A 15,595-nucleotide genomic window follows, 5' to 3' on the forward strand; every position below is an offset into this window, starting at 1 on the left:
CAACCGGCACCAAGAGGCCGCCACTACCTTTTTTAGCCGGGAAATGAAGGCTAGCTAAGCGGCAGGTCGACCAAAAACACAACTTATGATTTACCCTTATTTAACTATAAATTACTCTAATTTAGAAAAGTTTGATATTAGCCGTTTTCGATTCTGGTACCGGGGGTGGGGTGATGCGAAAAATTAATGGCTCGGTAGAGACCCCAGACGTCTTTCGGATGCCCTCATTGCCTAGGGAAGATTTTTTTTCGTTGCTGGTCCGGGCTGCCTGCAGACAGCACTCGTCGTCACCGGCGCGAAGCGGGCACGAAGCTGCCCGGAAATCATCCTATCTGCGTCTGCCGCCAATCGTTCTGGTTGTTTGCTTGACGGCTGGTAACGGATATCCTGCTTTGGCACAGACCGTCTGGACCGGTGCCGCAGGGAACAACGACTGGTTCAACGCTGGCAATTGGGATACCTCGTCCGTGCCGGCTGCCTCCACCTCGATCGAAGTCGATCCCGGCAGCGCAGTCATTTCAGGCAACGCTGCCGAGGGCGACAGCGTCGCCATACGGTCTGGCGGGACAGTGACGATAACGGGGCAAGGGTCCTCTTTGACGACCGCGGAAACCCGTACCGATGGCGGGGCATTTAATATCTACAACGGCGGCCTGGCCACTAATAGCAACGGTATTGTCGGCGGGATTGCCACCATTTCGGGGACTGACGGCAACGGCAATGCCTCGACATGGGTTAACAACGACTATTTCGCAGTCGGCGACGGCGGAGCCGGCACACTGAATATTCTCGGCGGCGGTAAGGTAGTCGTCAACGCCGATGCTATTCTCGGCCAATCTTTTCATGCGGATGCATTGGTATCAGGGTTGGGGTCTTCCTGGCAAAGTACCGGGCGGCTGACAATAAACAACGGAAGTTTGCGCATTGAAAACGCGGGCAATGTCTCGAACACATTGGGTATCGTAGGCGATTCAGACACTGGCGACGCGGTCGTGACCGGCCCGGGCGCGTTATGGGTCAACACGGGACAATTGACGGTCGGGAGCTTCGCTACGGGTACTTTGCGCATCGAAAACGGCGCTACCGTTACCAGCAATCAAGGATACATCGGCTCCAGTACCGGCAGCAATGGAAGTGTCTCCGTGACTGGGAACGGCTCCAGTTGGCAGATGACAGATTTTAACCTCACTCTGGGCAATTATGGACTCGGTTCGATGACCATCGAAGACGGAGCGCAGGTTTTCGCGAAGACCGGTGTCTATCTTGGCATTTCGGCAACGGATGCCAGCGGGACACTTAACGTCAATGGCACGCCTGGTGCCCGAGGACTGCTGGAAACAAGTGGGTTCCGGGGCGGACTCGGAACGGCGGATCTGACAATTGATGGCGGTATTTTGCGTGCCACTAATAATAACACCCTGTTCTTTTCCAACTATGGAAATCAACAGGTGAACCTTGGCGCCGGTGGTGGAATCATCGACACGAGTGGTCATGACATCGGTATCGCTCCTGTGATCTCGGGGGTGGGCGGCTTGACCAAGGACGGGTTTGGAACGTTGACCCTGACTGGCGAGAACAATTATGGCGGCGGTACCACGATCACCGATGGCGTATTGCAGCTTGGACATGGCGGCACCTCTGGCTGGATTGTTGGCGACGTCACTGACAACGGCATCCTGGCCTTCAACCGCTCGGACATGAGAGCATTTGTCGGCACGCTCACGGGAGCTGGTGGCGTTCATCAAATCGGCAGTGGAATGACCACGCTCACCGCCAACAGTTCCGCCCTAACTGGCATCTCAAAGGTTCAGAGCGGGATCCTCTCAGTCAATGGCATTCTTGGTGGCTCGATCGAAGTCAAGGGCGGGCGCCTTCAGGGCTCAGGCCAGGTAGGAAACGCCACCAACTTTGCCAGCGGTTTGATCGCGCCCGGCAATTCAATCGGCACGTTGACCGTTGCCGGTAATTATACCGGTAACGGCGGTACGCTGGAAATCGAGACAGTCCTTGGAAATGATAGTTCCGCCACTGACAAATTGGTAGTTACTGGCAGTACTTCTGGGTCCACCAATGTTCAATTGATCAATCTGGGTGGTACAGGCGCGCAAACCAACGAAGGCATCAAAATCGTCGATGTCGGTGGAACCTCGAGCGGAAGTTTCACGCTTTTGGGCAGCTACACGTTCGAGGGGGACCCGGCCATAGTTGCAGGCGCTTACGCCTATCGCCTCTATCAGGGTGGCGTCAGCACACCCGCGGACGGTGACTGGTATCTTCGTTCGGCCCTTTTGAATTCAGCAAATCCGGGAACCCCGCTCTACCAAGCGGGCGCTCCTGTCTACGAGGCCTACGCGGGGGTATTGCAAACATTCAACGAACTCGACACGCTTCAACAGCGTCTTGGCAATCGCTCGTGGTCGGAAGGTCCGGTCACGGCGGACAGTCAGCTCAGTGCGTATAGTGCCGGTAACGGCATGTGGGCGCGGGCCCTGGGTCGTCATGCCAGCATCAATCCCGGCGAATCGACGACGATGTCGGGTTATGACGCAGACATCTGGCAAATGCAGGCCGGGGCTGACGGGCAGCTCTACTCCAGAGATGCGGGCGCTTTCATCGGGGGTCTTTCGCTTCGCTATGGCACAATCTCTGCTGACGTTTCCTCGACTTTTGGAACCGGGTCGATCGAAAGCTCGGGATATGGTGTCGGCGGATCAATGACCTGGTACGGGAAGACTGGTTTTTACCTTGATGCCCAGGCGAACGCCACGTGGTACGAAAGTGACCTTTCGTCTTCCACTGCCGCCGCCACCCTAATTTCAGGCAATGACGGCTTCGGCTATTCATTCGGACTGGAAGCAGGCCAACAAATTGCACTCGGTGCGCATTGGTCGCTTACACCGCAGGCACAGCTGATCTACTCAGCAGTCGACTACGACGACTTCACCGACGTCTTCGGCGGCGCGGTTTCGTTGAGCGACGCGCATAATCTCAAGGGGCGTCTCGGTGTATCGGCCGACTACGAGGAAAGCTGGACAGACACTGCGGGCCAGACAAGCCGTCTCCATGCCTATGGCATCGCGAACCTTTACTATAACTCCTTTTCGAGTTCGGATGTCCGACTCTCCGGTGTCAAGTTTACCAGCGAACAGGACGCGCTCTGGGGTGGCCTCGGCCTTGGAGGCACCTACAACTGGAACAATGACAGGTATACCCTTTATAGTGAGGCTGCGGTCGACACCAGTTTGAACGACTTTGGCGACAGCTATACCCTGACTGGAAGAATTGGCCTGAATGTCAAATTCTAGGCTGGAAGTAACGTTTGTGGAACGTTCCTGAATAACGATCGCTATGAAAATAGCCTTGGGATGGTCGACGTATTTGCGAGACCAAAATCGCCTCGCGATTTTGCCATGTCATCGCGTGCGGCAGTCAATTAACAGGAGGCGGAGAACTATGCTGACGGCGTTCGCACAAGCCCGCTCCGATTGCATCCCGCCTGCGAAACCAGTCCTTGGCGGTATTATTAATTGATTTTTCACAGCGTAGCTGAAGGGTGCGTCAGTTCCGCGCTCCACCGGTGCCCGATTGCAAGCGGTAGGCCACAAGAAAGTACGGCCATCGTCACAATGTGGATTAGTGAAAAGCACCTGCCGACAAGACAGAAGGTTCCCGCCTCAATCAAGCTTTGCCCGCATTTACAAAACCTCAAATAGGGATATAATATATCCTTAATTACAATACGGTATCCTCCGCATGATCCTCAAAAGCCAAGTTGAATGGGCGCTCCACTGTTGCGCCATTCTCGCCGGTCTGCCTGACGGGCGCTATCTGTCGACCAAGGCGCTGGCAGAATTGCATGGGCTTCCGAAGGAATATCTTTCAAAGGCACTTCAGAGCCTGTCGCAGGCAGGCCTCGTCCATACGACGCTTGGCCCTTCGGGCGGCTATAGACTTGCAAAGGCACCGGCAAAGCTGACATTCCTTGATGTCGTCGAAGCAGTGGAGGGGAGCGGAAGGACCTTCGTCTGCCAGAACATCCGTGCCAACAATCCCTGCCGTCCCAAGGGCTATTGCGAGAGTGGTCCGTGTGCGATCGCCCGAATCATGTGGGAAGCTGACGAAGCGTGGCGCACTGTCCTTCGCAAGGTCACGTTTGCAGACCTTGGGAAAACGCTGGAGCAGGAAATTGATCCGGGCATCTGGGCCGGAACGTTCGATTGGGTGCTAAAGCGCGCGGGGTAGAGCGCGGACCGATCCGGATGCCTCTATCTTGTCGCCCTGGCTGGAAACAACGAGATAGGCGTGCGCCGGCGTTGCAAAGCCGAGACCATGGGTCGCGCAGTGTTGGCTGACGACATCGATGATCTCATTGCGCGCCGGGGCTCGGTTGGCAGGGCTGGTCACGCGGAACAGCAACTCGACATCGATTGCGATCGCATCGATCCCCTTGAATGCCACGATAGGCTGCGGCTCCTGAACAATGAACCGGCAATCCTCCAGTGCCGACTTCAAAATAACTTCGATGGCGGACGGCTGTCGGTCGGCGGCAATGCGGATGGCCAATACGACGAGGTGCGATTCGTCCGGGCGCGTCAGGTTTGTGAGACTGAGTTTGGCGAGCGCGCTATTGGGAAGAACAACAACGTTATGTGCTGGCGTCAGGATCTGTGTCGAGCGCCAATTGTTCTGGATGACTCGTCCCTCTGTGCCGTCGCCAAGCTGGATCCAGTCGCCGATCGAGAACGGGCGGCCAAGCGTGAGGGCAACGCCAGAGAACAGGTCGCCCAAGGTGTTTTGGAGGGCGAGCCCAAGGATGATAGCGACCACGCCGGAGGTGGCGACGAGCGTTCCGATCGGTGCGCCGAACACGAAGCCGATGATGGAAAGCGCTACGCCCAGATAAACGCCGGCGACGATCAAATCCTGGATCAGTCGTGCCTCCTGCGGCCGGCGGTCGAGCACAATGTAGAGGCGTACGAAGCCGATCGCTGCCCAGGCGAAGTGGACCCACCAGAGAACGCGCGCGGATTTCCCGAGATAGGAGGTCAACCCTTCAAGCTCACCTGTTGTCACGCGAAACGGAAGGATACCCTGCGACACGAATGTCGCGGTCATTGCTGCAAAGAACAGGATCTGGATGATGAGGCGCGCCGTTGGTCGATCCTTGCCCTGAACATGCCAGACAAGGATGCCGATCACGCCCACAATATCGACGATTGCGAATGCCAGTGCGGACAGGTCAACGGCCATGGCAGGTTACTCCAGACTTAAAGGGCAAAAGGGACCGGATGCGGCGACGACATCCGGTCCTTGTCGAGATCTCTACTTCTTGATCGGGTAGGTCAGTTCCTTTTGATTGGTATCGACTACGAAGACGGCGAGAAGCTTGGCGGGCTTCGTGTCGCTGTCGTTCTTGCTGACACCGTGGCGGTCGCCCGGCAGTTCGGAGAAGTGTTCTCCAGCCTTGTATTCCGTGACCGCACCGTCATTCACCTGGCTGAGGATCGATCCCTCCAGCACGGTGGCGTAGATAAAGGCGCTGTCCGGGTGTGTATGGGCATCGGAGTACCCACCCGGACCGTATTCTACCAGGACGCCCTTGAGGCTTTTGCCCGGCACATTCGGCAGCTCGTGTTCATAGACAAGCGTGACCTTGGATGCCGAGCCGCCGGAGGCGTCATGCGCGATGGCGGGTGCCGAGGCAAGGATTGCGATCGCCATTCCTGCAATTGTAGTTTTGATCATGATGTTCTTCCTTCATAGATGCGGAGGCGGATTTCACTTGCGAGGAGCGGTGGCGAACCACTGTTCGAAACCGATCTTGCCGAGCCGCGGATTGTTGTCGGAAACCAGCGTGCATTCTTCCAGGCGGGCGCCGAAGTATTTGGCCTCAAGGTCGGCAACGACCTGTCGGGCGTCCCCCGTCGCTTCCATATAGCGGGCGACCAGCTCATTGAGCCGGAAACGCTGTGGTCCAGCGATCTCGATCAAACCGCTGACTGGAGGTTCAAGCGCCACGTTCGCCATCGCATCCGCAACATCATCGGAAGCGATGGGCTGCACGAAGGCCGGCGACAGATGCACCTTGCCTTCAACCAGGGCGGACTGCACGATGCCGCCGAGGAACTCCATGAACTGGGTGGAGTGGACGATCGTGTAGGGGATGCCAGCCTCGCGGATCAGCTTTTCCTGCGCCAGCTTCGCGCGGAAATATCCGCTTTCCTGGAGCTTGTCCGTTCCGACGACGGAGAGCGCGATGTGGTGCTTAACGCCAGCCGCCTTTTCCGCCGCGAGCAGATTGCGGCCGGAGGTCTCGAAGAATTCCATCACCGCCTTGTCCTCGAAGGATGGGGAATTGGCGAGATCGAGAACCACATCCGTTCCCGCCAGCACCTCGGCCAGCCCTTCGCCGGTGATCGTGTTCACACCGGTATTGGGAGACGCGGCGATCACCACAAGGCCTTTTGCCCGAAGGCGTTCGGTGGTCTTCGAACCGATCAGGCCGGTTCCGCCGATGATGACGATTTTCATGGTCGTTCCTCCGTCAGTCGTGCTGACATCGTGTGGTTGTCATTGAAATGCGGTTGTCTTTTGGACCTCAGCTGAGGCCGGCCTTGTCGAGACCGTAGAGCTTGTCTGCCGAGCCGGGCACGGACTTGAAGGCGATGCTGACACGGTTCCAGGCATTGATGGTCATGATAGAGAAGGTGAGGTCGGAGACTTCCTTCTCCGAGAGCTGGCCGCGGACACGCTCGTAAAGCTCGTCCGGAATGCCGCCTTCGGGCAACTCGGTTACGGCTTCGGTCCAGGCAAGGGCTGCGCGTTCGCGGGGAACGAACAGGTTGGATTCTCGCCAGATCGAAACGTGATAGAGGCGAAGTTCGCTTTCGCCGTGGATCTTGGCTTCCTTCACGTGCATGTCGAGGCAGAAGGCGCAGCCATTGATCTGCGATGCACGGATATTGACGAGATCGCGGATCGACTGCTCGATGACGCTGTCTTTCAGCGACAGGCTGAGCTCGGATATCTTCTTGAAAAACTCAGGGGACCGGGCTGCGTAATTGAGGCGCTGTGTCATGGCTTTCTCCTTTATTACGGATAGATATTATCCTTATGGATATTTCTTATCCTTAATAGCTGGACAGGCAACTAAAACCAGCCTAAGCTTTCGGCATAACGCCTATTCCAAATGGTATGGGGCAGAGGGGGAGCAGGATGGACGTCGTTTCAGCGCTGAGGACATTCTTGCGCGTGGCCGAGACAGGGTCATTCTCTGCGGCGGCGCTGGATCGCGGCCTGACCCAGCCGGCGGTGTCGCGGCAGGTCTCGTCGCTTGAGGAACACTACAGCACACGGCTGTTCCACCGCTCGACCAACGCCCTTTCCCTCACCGTCGAGGGCGAGCAGATGATTTCGATGGCGCAGAAGGTTATCGATGCTGTGGAAGCGCTGGACGAAACCGCGTCGGCTGATGGCGCCATCGCTTCCGGAAAAGTCAGGATTAGTCTGCCGGCAGCGCTCGGCCTCTACATCAGCGACCGGCTTCCTGCCTTCTTGAAGGATTGTCCTGGCCTGTCCGTTGACGTCCTCTTTTGCGAACAGTCTTCGGACCTGGTCGGCGAGGGGATCGATCTCGAAGTCCGCCTCGGTGAGGTGTCCGATAGCAGTCTGATCTGTCGCCGGATCGGCTGGACGACAGCCTTCCTTGTTGCCGCACCCAGTTATATCCAGAGGCGGGGTATGCCCAACCATCTGCTTGAGATCCCCGACCACGATTGCATCTGCTACAATCGTGGAGGCGAGGGGCGGTCCTGGAGTTTTTTGAATGGCGCCGACATCGAGAGGATCCAGGTTGCCCCGCGGATGGTGTTCAACAATGCGGTGGCGGCACATCGAGCCGCGCAAGCAGGCGGCGGGTTGGCCGTGCTGTCTCATATTATTGCTGGCGATGACATCGCTGCGAGACGCCTTGTTGAAGTGATGCCCTCTTTTCGACCCGCGCGGTTGCCGATCACCGTCGTCTATGCTTCTCATCGTAATCTTCCACTCCGTGTCCGCGCTATTTTGGATTTTCTGCTTGATGCCGTTCGCCAGGATTCATTGCTGGGCACGGCTGCATGACCTCGCGTAAGTTTACGGGGCTTGGGGAGTTCAAAAGGGCCAATTCGATAAAAGCGCCAAGTATTTCTTTATTTTAATGGATCCGTTCCTTAGGCGCGGTGTCGCGAACATCAAGCAAGCCATAACGCTCTAGCAGTAACAGATGAGCTTCCAACTGTTCGGTGTTTCGGGCGCTCATAACGCGGTCGTCTAAGGAAGCCGGTTCAGGATGTCACATTCGGTTGTTGCCTGCCGGGGATCGAACGCTCTCTTGGCGTTCGTCGCGTCGTCTAGTAGAGCAACTATCACGATACTGACGAGCCACGCCGGATCAAACACATAGGCCAGAACTGGCACATCGACCTCCAAAAGGAGACTATTTTAAACCCTATGGAAAACAAGTCGCTCTATATTTGGCTGGTGATGCTAGCTGTCCCTGTGTCGGTTCTGATAGCAGCTCAAGTCGATACAGATTCTGCACCATCAATTGGCGGGGGAGGCTACGACCTTGGTCCGTTTGTGTATTCGTGGTTGTTGATAATTTTCACAGCACTCTGGTCTCTGTGCGCTTTTGTGGCAGCGCTGCTCCAGAAAGGCCGAGCTTCCTCTTTTCGCGCTTTCGGCCTGGCAGGCTTTGGAGTTCTTGTCTTCACTGCAATCCTGCTTTTCTACGGACAGAACCTTTCCTAGCTGCTGGTCTTACGAAAAAGGCTTCGATGGTCTTGCGACTCGGATCGGAAGAACCACTCAGCGTTTGCGCTTGTGCGTATCGCTGTGGTCAACTCAGGATTAAAAGAGAGTCGCCCTTTCGCTAGTTTTAGTTCCATAATATATCTTATGCGATTATCGTATGTAGCCGGGTACATTCTATTTTCAAGTGCGACATGCCAATGATTTCAATGGCTTCACTTTGGAGATTTTGGCATGTCTGACTGTTATCAGCAAATGACCCTCGCCGATCGTCGTCTTCTTCATCGCTTCGTAGAGCAGAAACTTGCTGTCAATGAAATGGCCCGTCGGCTAGGACGCCACCGATCGACGATCTATCGGGAGATCCGTCGAAACACGTTCCGCGATCAGGAACTTCCTGAATACAGCGGCTACTTTCCGACCATTGCTGATGAGATTACGCGCGAACGTCGGCGGCGTCTGAGAAAGCTTCGACGCCATCCAGATCTTCGTGCTGAAGTTATCAGTCAACTGGAGGCTCGGTGGTCTCCAGAGCAGATCGCCGGACGTCTGCTGTCGGAAAGAAGAAGCCCCGTTCGCGTGTCTGCAGAAACGATCTACCGGTTCATCTACAGCAAGGAAGATTACGAACTCGGTCTCTATAGATACCTGCCGGAAGCGCGTCGCAAACGTCGCCCACTGGGCTCAAGGAAGCCTCGCGACGGCGTATTCCCCGCGAGCCATCGCATATCGCAAAGGCCTGATTTTATTGGAGACAGATCGCAGTTCGGGCACTGGGAGGGTGACCTCATCATATTCGAGCGTCCGTTTGGACATGCCAATGTAACATCACTTGTAGAGCGCAAAAGCCGCTACACGGTGCTGATCAAAAACCCGAGCCGGCATTCGCGCCCGATCATGGACAAGATCGTGCGTGCGTTCTCGTCCCTGCCCGCATTCGCGCGCCAGAGTTTTACCTTCGATCGCGGCACGGAGTTTGCTGCATTCCGGGCTTTGGAGGATGGAATTGGCGCACGAAGCTGGTTCTGCGATCCAAGCGCGCCCTGGCAAAAAGGTGCGGTGGAAAACGCTAACAAGCGCATCCGCCGGTTCTTGCCATCGAACACGGACCTCAGCCAGATGTCACAAGCAATGCTGAACCAAATCACACGCATACTCAACAACCAACCCAGAAAGTGCCTAGGCTACAAGACGCCAACCGAAGCGTTCATGGCACATTTGCAAGGAGAGGCCTGATCCCCTACCCTCAAAACAGGCATGATGCACTTCGGGAAGATTCTCCCCCCCCCCACTGGCACTTCATCTAACCCACGTCCGGAAACTGTAAGCCAGTGAAATTGGCCTTCAGGCACGTCCTCCCCCGATAATGCCCCCCACCGTACGATGCTGGGTTACGTTTCAGCTGAATTTGCTACCGGTAAAATCATCCGTTTCTTAGTCCTGAGAAAACACCCGATATCCGATCCACAGTATTGCAGGATGGTTGAACTTAAAACGCGCATCCAGCCAGCATATCGATGCCCCCTCAATATCAACTTGGATGCAGGAGAGTTTATCGGCTATAGATATATGCTGGGAACTTATGCAATTCGGCGGCTTACCCGGTCTCTTTCTGGTTCCATCTCATGCTGATCGGACTATGCTAGCCGTGAAATCACGCAGTGAGGAGACTTGAAATTGTTGTTGCAATTCATGATGGCTGGTAGCTTCGCCTTGGTCCTGCTCGTGCTGTTGGTCTTCATCTGGCCTCGGAGAGAGGGATTGCGGCGAGTGTTCGGCAGCGGCGTTACGGATAGCTCTGGCGGTCACGACTACCTTCCACATACCGGCGGCTGCAACGACACCGGCTTGGATGGCGGGAGCGGCAATCATTGATGGCGAGACTCTATTATGTCGGGACCTGCCCACAGTGTGACAATCAGGGCCGCCTTTATCTCCAGAAGGACGTGACCCGGCAGATGATCTATGCGCATTGCGAGGAATGTGAGTGGGGATTCCTCAAGCCTGAGGATATCATGCATTCAAATAGTGCGTTCCTAACGCTGTTGGAGGAGTATGACACGGTGAACCCGACCGAAGACGAAATCTCGCGATCCACCTGGGCGCCTCACGTCATAAAGCACGCCGATGTTTGAAGCGGCCGAGACCTTTACCTGCATCATCCAGCCTCACCTAGGGACGATCTGCATCTGAGAATCGCCCGCGCATTGATCGGGAGACTTCCCGCCAAGCTACGTCCGCAACTTGAAAATGGAAACAATTTGCGGCGGTATTCGCGTTGAAGAGCTATGAACCAACGACGCGGTTAAGGAGTAAGATAGACTCTGGTTATCAGTTATCGCTAGTCGAACGCTCTCGGATCAGTTCGATGAACGCACGCAGTTTGGCTGGCATGTGTCGCCGTTGCGAGAAATAAAGGCTAAGTCCCGGATATTCGGGAGACCAGTCTTCCAAAACAGGAATGAGATCGCCTGAGGCAATATGGGGCGCAAGTGCATGTTCACCCAGATAGGCGAGCCCAAATCCGGCAAGAGCGGCCTCCAGAATAAGGTCAGACCCATCAAATGTCAGATGGCCGCTGACATCGATCAAGTGTGTTTCCCCGTGCTGTTGGTTTCCACGCAGAACTGAGCCGGTTAGGCGCATAAGGGGGTGCGGATAAAAAGTTGGACTGTTTCATAAATTCAGGCCGAGGCTCTGACGGTACTCGACCGGGCTGAGTGATCCCAGCGATATTTTAATGCGCTTTTCATTGTACCATCGGATGTAGGCGTCCACTTCTTCGACGAACTGCTCGATTGTGATGGCCTTCCAGTCGCGTTGATAGAAGAGTTCGGGTTTCAACCGGCCGAAGAACCCTTCGCATGCGGCGTTGTCTTGCGAGCATCCCTTTCGGGACATCGAGCTCACTAGGTTTGCTTCGCTGATACGGGTTAGCCAGCCGGGCCAGCGATAATGGGCTCCGCGATCGGAATGGATGATTGGCCGCTCATCGCCGTCGGTCACGGTCCCAATGGCCGCATCCAGCATGGTGTTGACGAGACCCGCATCTGGTTGTGTACCGATGGACCAACTGATGACCATGCCGTCAAAGCAGTCGATGATCGGCGAAAGGTACACTTTGCCCGCAGGGATCTGGAACTCGGTGATGTCTGTCAGCCATTTCACGTTCGGCGCTTTTGCATGGAAGTCGCGATTGATCAGGTTCTCGGGCTCGGGACTGATCTCTCCCAGATAGGATCCAAACCGCCGTCGACGCGGCCTGGCAACGACCAACTGCTCCTGCTTCATCAATCGCTGGACGACCTTCTCCGAGATTATCACGCTCTGTCTGGCCAACGACGCCTGCAGTCGTCGATAACCCTAGCAACGACGGTTTGCTTGAAAGATTTCCGCTAGGCTGTGGCGGACGGCGGCATACTTGTCTGCCAGACATATGCGGGCGCGATGGTAGAAGTAGGAGCTTCGGGCAATTCGAAGCTGGGCGAGCAGCTCTGGCAAGCGATAAACTTCCTTGAGGGCGTCAATCAGCTGTGTCTTTTCCCGATTGCTCAGGATCTGCAGATCGACGCCCAGGTCTTTTTTTAGGAGTTCGTTGGCCTTCTTCAGGAGATCATGCTCGAGTTGTAACTGGCGGACATCACGCTGGAGGGCTTCAAGCTGTCGCTCGAGCTCTTCACGTTCAGGCACCTTGGGGTTGGATTTGCGGCGTTTCATGGATGAGGGAGCCTCATGACCGAGTAGCTGATCTTTCCAGCTGTACAATGTTGGCCTTGAGACGCCCAGTCGGTCAGCTACCTGTTGAGCAGTTTCATCTCCACTGCATAGCCCGATGACTCCTGCTTTCCGGACCTCCTCGCAGCAGCCAGGATGCCACGATCGACCGACCAGCGATGTTCGCGTCTCAGGAAATGCCTCCCGGACCCATCCGGTCAAAGTCCCCCGACCGGGATAGCCAAGCGCCCTCATTGTCGCAGAGATGCAACGATCATGGGTGCGAAAGTGCTCAAGTGCCGCCTGCCTCTGAGCCTCTGAATATTTTGGCGCTCGGGCAGCCGGCTGAACACGCAGGTCGAGATGCTGTACGTACTCGCGGTACCAGCCCCTCAACGCATTCTTGGTGGGATATCCCAGCTGGCGAATGGTCGCGTTAAGCCGCTTGCCAAGCCGTATATAGAGCTCAACCGCTCGAAGTCTGTCTGCGTAGGAATACACGAACTACCTCCTTGGTGGTCCAAGTTTTCGTCCGCACCCCCCTTTTCCACATCCAATTTTCACCCCCTGTAGGCGATCAGTACTTGATTGCCGAGCGCTGGAGCGAGCTACACAGGTCAGACCAAGTGCGAGTGATTACTCCATCAGCATCGGAAACCAGAACCCGCCGGCCCTCCCGATATAGCTAGACTGTGCCGCGGCCATGGAGATTGAAGGCACGATAGACGACAGGGACCAGTCATCCGGCGACCTCGCGGGGTGTGGCGGGAGTCACGATCCCCCGCCGCATATCGCCCTATTGACCCGTCAGAAAACTTTCGTCAGTGAAACGGCGAAAGTGCGTCCTCGTCCCTTGTAGTCGAACACGGCTTCATTTGCCAAAGCCCCATAAAGCGCGTTGGCGCGTGCGCCCCATATGGTTGTGTAATCGGTATCGAACAGGTTCATTACGCCGAAGCGAAGGGTCGTATCCTGCGCTTCGAAACGATAGGCACCGGTTAGATCGAACAGGGTATAACCATCAATCTTCCCGCTGTCATCGTCGCTAAGGTTGAAGGCATGCTGCCCGGCAAGCTTGACGTTGAAGTTATCTTTCGTCCAGCCGACATACCCGCCGAGCTTGGAAACGCTGGCCGTACCGATGTTTTCCTTCTCCCAGTTACCGTCGGCCTTGATTTCTGACTTCACCCAATGACCGGATGCGCCGACATCAAAGCCGTAATCCAGTTTCATGCTCGCGCTAGCCTCCAGACCGTAGACGCGTCGTTCACGATCAACGACATCAACAGCCAGGGTCGTACGGTTCAACTCGATGGATCGGTTGGATAGCGAGTAATATGCCGCGGTCTCGAAACTGAACGTATCGTCGTTGAAACGATAACCGACTTCAAAAGAGTTGGTCTTGATCGCCTGGAGTGCGGAGTCGGCGACATTGACGCTGTCCAGGAGGACATATCGGCCACCAACAAGCGTATAGCGCCCGATCCCATAGTATTTTGCCGGGTCAGGAAGCTCGAAGCCCTGGCTGAAATTGGCATAGATCTGCTGCGTGTCGGTCAGCTCATAGGTCGCGCCTGCGTTAAAGAGAGCTGCATCGTAGCTGACGTCGCCGCCGGGGATGGTATCCACGGAGGAGCCGACCCCGTTGAGAACGGCGACCTGCTGTGCCGCACCGGCGAAGCTGGATACGTCGGTCGTGACATATTGATAACGCACACCACCATTGACCGTCAGCCGGTCCGTCGCCTCATAAGACCCCTGTATGAAACCGGCCAGGGACGAGACATCGATGTCGGGATAAAGCCCGGTAGTGCCGCGTGTATTGAAATTCATCGCACCGCTTCTCGCCACGTTGATGAAATCGAATACGTTCTGTTTCGAGGTGAGTGAATCCCGGTCGGCGTCGATGCCATATGTCACCTTAAGCCCGTCCAATGGCTCCGAGATCATCGCTGCCTTGATGCTGTAGTAGTCGGTATCCTGCGAGCTGCCGCCGAAATAGACGAATGGCGAGAAAATCGCACTACCGGGGAACGGGTGGAACCGGATTTCTTCCCGTCGGAAGCTGCCCTGCAGAAGCAGTTCCTGCCCCAGGAAATCATTGTCGGTGTAAGTCGCGTTTACCATGGTACGGCGCGTGCGGGGATCGAAATCCGATCGGTATCCGTCCCGCGTTTCAACCAGGTTGGAATTGCGGATCCCGGCAAGGCCTGCGCCAAGATAAAGCCCGAACGGCGAATCCTGGGCGCTGTCATAAAACTGGCCGGACACCTCAAGGCGCCTGTCGTCATCGATCTGCAAACCGACAGTTCCCATGACATCGATGCGCTTGTTGAATGCTGTGGACGTCTGGGTGATATCGGGGGTGAGCATTGTGCCTGAGCCATCGTAAAAGGCTCCGGTCTGGTTGCCGGCGATGGAGAAACGCGCATCCCAGTTTTCGCTGTTATAGGTCACGGCACCTGCACCGTTGCGGTCAAGGTCACGGGTACGGCCAAAGCCACTGCCAAGGCCCGCCGTCACTTCACCGCGCAAACCGTCCGGCGCATCTTTCCCCTTCTTCGTGATGATGTTGATGACACCACCTGTTGCATTGCCGCCATAGATTGCCGTCGCGCCAGACAGAACCTCGACACGCTCGACATTGAACGGATCGATTGCATCGAACTGGCGGCTCAGGGAGCGCGCCGAGTTCATCGAAACACCATCGATGAGAATGAGGGCCGTGCGTCCCCGCAGGTTCTGGCCATAGGCTGTGCGCGCACCTTCGCTGGCGGGGTCGAAACTTGGAACTCTCTCAGCAAGAATCTGCTGAAGCGACTTGCCCGAACGGGCTTCGGCCTCGATGGCCTGTGCATCAACGACATAAATCGTTCGCGCCGTCCGCGAGATTTGCTGGGGTATACGGTTGCCACTTACAACGATCGGCTCCAGCACCGTAGAACCATTGTCTGACTGCGCGTTCTGAGACGTATCCTGCGCCTGAGCGGCGTCGTTGCCGCCCCCGATTGCGACGACGATAGCCACAAGACTAACGCCGACATTCCACTTTCCGATCATGTCGCCCCCAATGCGCAAAAAATATCTTCCA

At 56.1% G+C, this 15,595-nt stretch carries 12 protein-coding genes and 1 pseudogene; 6 read left to right on the forward strand and 7 right to left on the reverse strand.

What is annotated here, in order from left to right:
* The first annotated feature begins 392 nt into the window (after positions 1-392).
* Together ACQZ45_RS20905 and ACQZ45_RS20910 are read left to right on the forward strand one after the other, a co-directional pair.
* The gene (locus tag ACQZ45_RS20905) at positions 393-3,305 is read left to right on the forward strand and encodes an autotransporter family protein (protein WP_148257359.1); all 2,913 of its coding nucleotides are present in this window, start codon (positions 393-395) and stop codon (positions 3,303-3,305) included.
* A gap of 448 nt (positions 3,306-3,753) precedes the next feature.
* Entirely contained in the window at positions 3,754-4,242 is a 489-nt protein-coding gene (locus ACQZ45_RS20910) for an Rrf2 family transcriptional regulator (RefSeq protein WP_065687685.1), read from the forward strand.
* On the opposite strand, the gene ACQZ45_RS20915 is transcribed toward ACQZ45_RS20910, so the two are convergent.
* The 4 genes from ACQZ45_RS20915 to ACQZ45_RS20930 form a co-directional block, all read right to left on the reverse strand.
* A complete protein-coding gene (locus ACQZ45_RS20915) occupies positions 4,225-5,250 on the reverse strand; it encodes a mechanosensitive ion channel family protein (RefSeq protein WP_013637142.1) in 1,026 nt (341 codons plus the stop codon). The genes ACQZ45_RS20910 and ACQZ45_RS20915 overlap by 18 nt on opposite strands.
* A gap of 72 nt (positions 5,251-5,322) precedes the next feature.
* A complete protein-coding gene (locus ACQZ45_RS20920) occupies positions 5,323-5,745 on the reverse strand; it encodes a cupin domain-containing protein (RefSeq protein WP_013637595.1) in 423 nt (140 codons plus the stop codon).
* A gap of 33 nt (positions 5,746-5,778) precedes the next feature.
* Positions 5,779-6,531 carry an SDR family oxidoreductase gene (locus tag ACQZ45_RS20925; protein WP_448742524.1) on the reverse strand — a complete coding sequence of 251 codons (753 nt, stop codon included), beginning with the start codon at positions 6,529-6,531 and terminating at the stop codon, positions 5,779-5,781.
* Between the two features lie 67 nt (positions 6,532-6,598).
* The gene (locus tag ACQZ45_RS20930; protein ID WP_013637593.1) at positions 6,599-7,078 is read right to left on the reverse strand and encodes a carboxymuconolactone decarboxylase family protein; all 480 of its coding nucleotides are present in this window, start codon (positions 7,076-7,078) and stop codon (positions 6,599-6,601) included.
* A gap of 137 nt (positions 7,079-7,215) precedes the next feature.
* Between ACQZ45_RS20930 and ACQZ45_RS20935 the strand changes: the two genes are divergently transcribed.
* The 4 genes from ACQZ45_RS20935 to ACQZ45_RS20950 all read left to right on the forward strand — a co-directional run bounded on the left by ACQZ45_RS20935 (position 7,216) and on the right by ACQZ45_RS20950 (position 10,925).
* Positions 7,216-8,121 carry a LysR family transcriptional regulator gene (locus ACQZ45_RS20935; RefSeq protein WP_013637592.1) on the forward strand — a complete coding sequence of 302 codons (906 nt, stop codon included), beginning with the start codon at positions 7,216-7,218 and terminating at the stop codon, positions 8,119-8,121.
* A gap of 369 nt (positions 8,122-8,490) precedes the next feature.
* Positions 8,491-8,790 carry a hypothetical protein gene (locus ACQZ45_RS20940; protein WP_013637589.1) on the forward strand — a complete coding sequence of 100 codons (300 nt, stop codon included), beginning with the start codon at positions 8,491-8,493 and terminating at the stop codon, positions 8,788-8,790.
* Positions 8,791-9,024: 234 nt separating this feature from the next.
* Positions 9,025-10,026, forward strand: coding sequence for an IS30 family transposase (locus tag ACQZ45_RS20945; protein ID WP_060641964.1), 1,002 nt, complete (start codon positions 9,025-9,027; stop codon positions 10,024-10,026).
* A gap of 638 nt (positions 10,027-10,664) precedes the next feature.
* Positions 10,665-10,925 carry a hypothetical protein gene (locus ACQZ45_RS20950; protein WP_060641966.1) on the forward strand — a complete coding sequence of 87 codons (261 nt, stop codon included), beginning with the start codon at positions 10,665-10,667 and terminating at the stop codon, positions 10,923-10,925.
* Between the two features lie 196 nt (positions 10,926-11,121).
* Here ACQZ45_RS20950 and ACQZ45_RS20955 read toward each other — a convergent pair whose 3' ends face one another.
* The 3 genes and pseudogenes from ACQZ45_RS20955 to ACQZ45_RS20965 form a co-directional block, all read right to left on the reverse strand.
* Positions 11,122-11,436 carry a LysR substrate-binding domain-containing protein gene (locus ACQZ45_RS20955; protein ID WP_448742525.1) on the reverse strand — a complete coding sequence of 105 codons (315 nt, stop codon included), beginning with the start codon at positions 11,434-11,436 and terminating at the stop codon, positions 11,122-11,124.
* Between the two features lie 30 nt (positions 11,437-11,466).
* A pseudogene (locus ACQZ45_RS20960) lies at positions 11,467-13,005 on the reverse strand (IS3 family transposase).
* Between the two features lie 306 nt (positions 13,006-13,311).
* Positions 13,312-15,564 carry a TonB-dependent receptor gene (locus ACQZ45_RS20965; RefSeq protein ID WP_060641967.1) on the reverse strand — a complete coding sequence of 751 codons (2,253 nt, stop codon included), beginning with the start codon at positions 15,562-15,564 and terminating at the stop codon, positions 13,312-13,314.
* Positions 15,565-15,595 lie beyond the last annotated feature (31 nt).

This window comes from Agrobacterium sp. 16-2014-1-2a, from assembly GCF_053522705.1.

What these genes read in the sequence shown, in the direction of transcription:
- ACQZ45_RS20910 (WP_065687685.1), top strand. Translation starts at nt 3,754, where the DNA reads ATGATCCTCAAAAGCCAAGTTGAATGGGCGCTCCACTGTTGCGCCATT.
- ACQZ45_RS20915 (WP_013637142.1), bottom strand. Translation starts at nt 5,250, where the DNA reads ATGGCCGTTGACCTGTCCGCACTGGCATTCGCAATCGTCGATATTGTG.
- ACQZ45_RS20940 (WP_013637589.1), top strand. Translation starts at nt 8,491, where the DNA reads ATGGAAAACAAGTCGCTCTATATTTGGCTGGTGATGCTAGCTGTCCCT.
- ACQZ45_RS20930 (WP_013637593.1), bottom strand. Translation starts at nt 7,078, where the DNA reads ATGACACAGCGCCTCAATTACGCAGCCCGGTCCCCTGAGTTTTTCAAG.
- ACQZ45_RS20925 (WP_448742524.1), bottom strand. Translation starts at nt 6,531, where the DNA reads ATGAAAATCGTCATCATCGGCGGAACCGGCCTGATCGGTTCGAAGACC.
- ACQZ45_RS20935 (WP_013637592.1), top strand. Translation starts at nt 7,216, where the DNA reads ATGGACGTCGTTTCAGCGCTGAGGACATTCTTGCGCGTGGCCGAGACA.
- ACQZ45_RS20955 (WP_448742525.1), bottom strand. Translation starts at nt 11,436, where the DNA reads ATGCGCCTAACCGGCTCAGTTCTGCGTGGAAACCAACAGCACGGGGAA.
- ACQZ45_RS20920 (WP_013637595.1), bottom strand. Translation starts at nt 5,745, where the DNA reads ATGATCAAAACTACAATTGCAGGAATGGCGATCGCAATCCTTGCCTCG.
- ACQZ45_RS20965 (WP_060641967.1), bottom strand. Translation starts at nt 15,564, where the DNA reads ATGATCGGAAAGTGGAATGTCGGCGTTAGTCTTGTGGCTATCGTCGTC.
- ACQZ45_RS20945 (WP_060641964.1), top strand. Translation starts at nt 9,025, where the DNA reads ATGTCTGACTGTTATCAGCAAATGACCCTCGCCGATCGTCGTCTTCTT.
- ACQZ45_RS20950 (WP_060641966.1), top strand. Translation starts at nt 10,665, where the DNA reads ATGGCGAGACTCTATTATGTCGGGACCTGCCCACAGTGTGACAATCAG.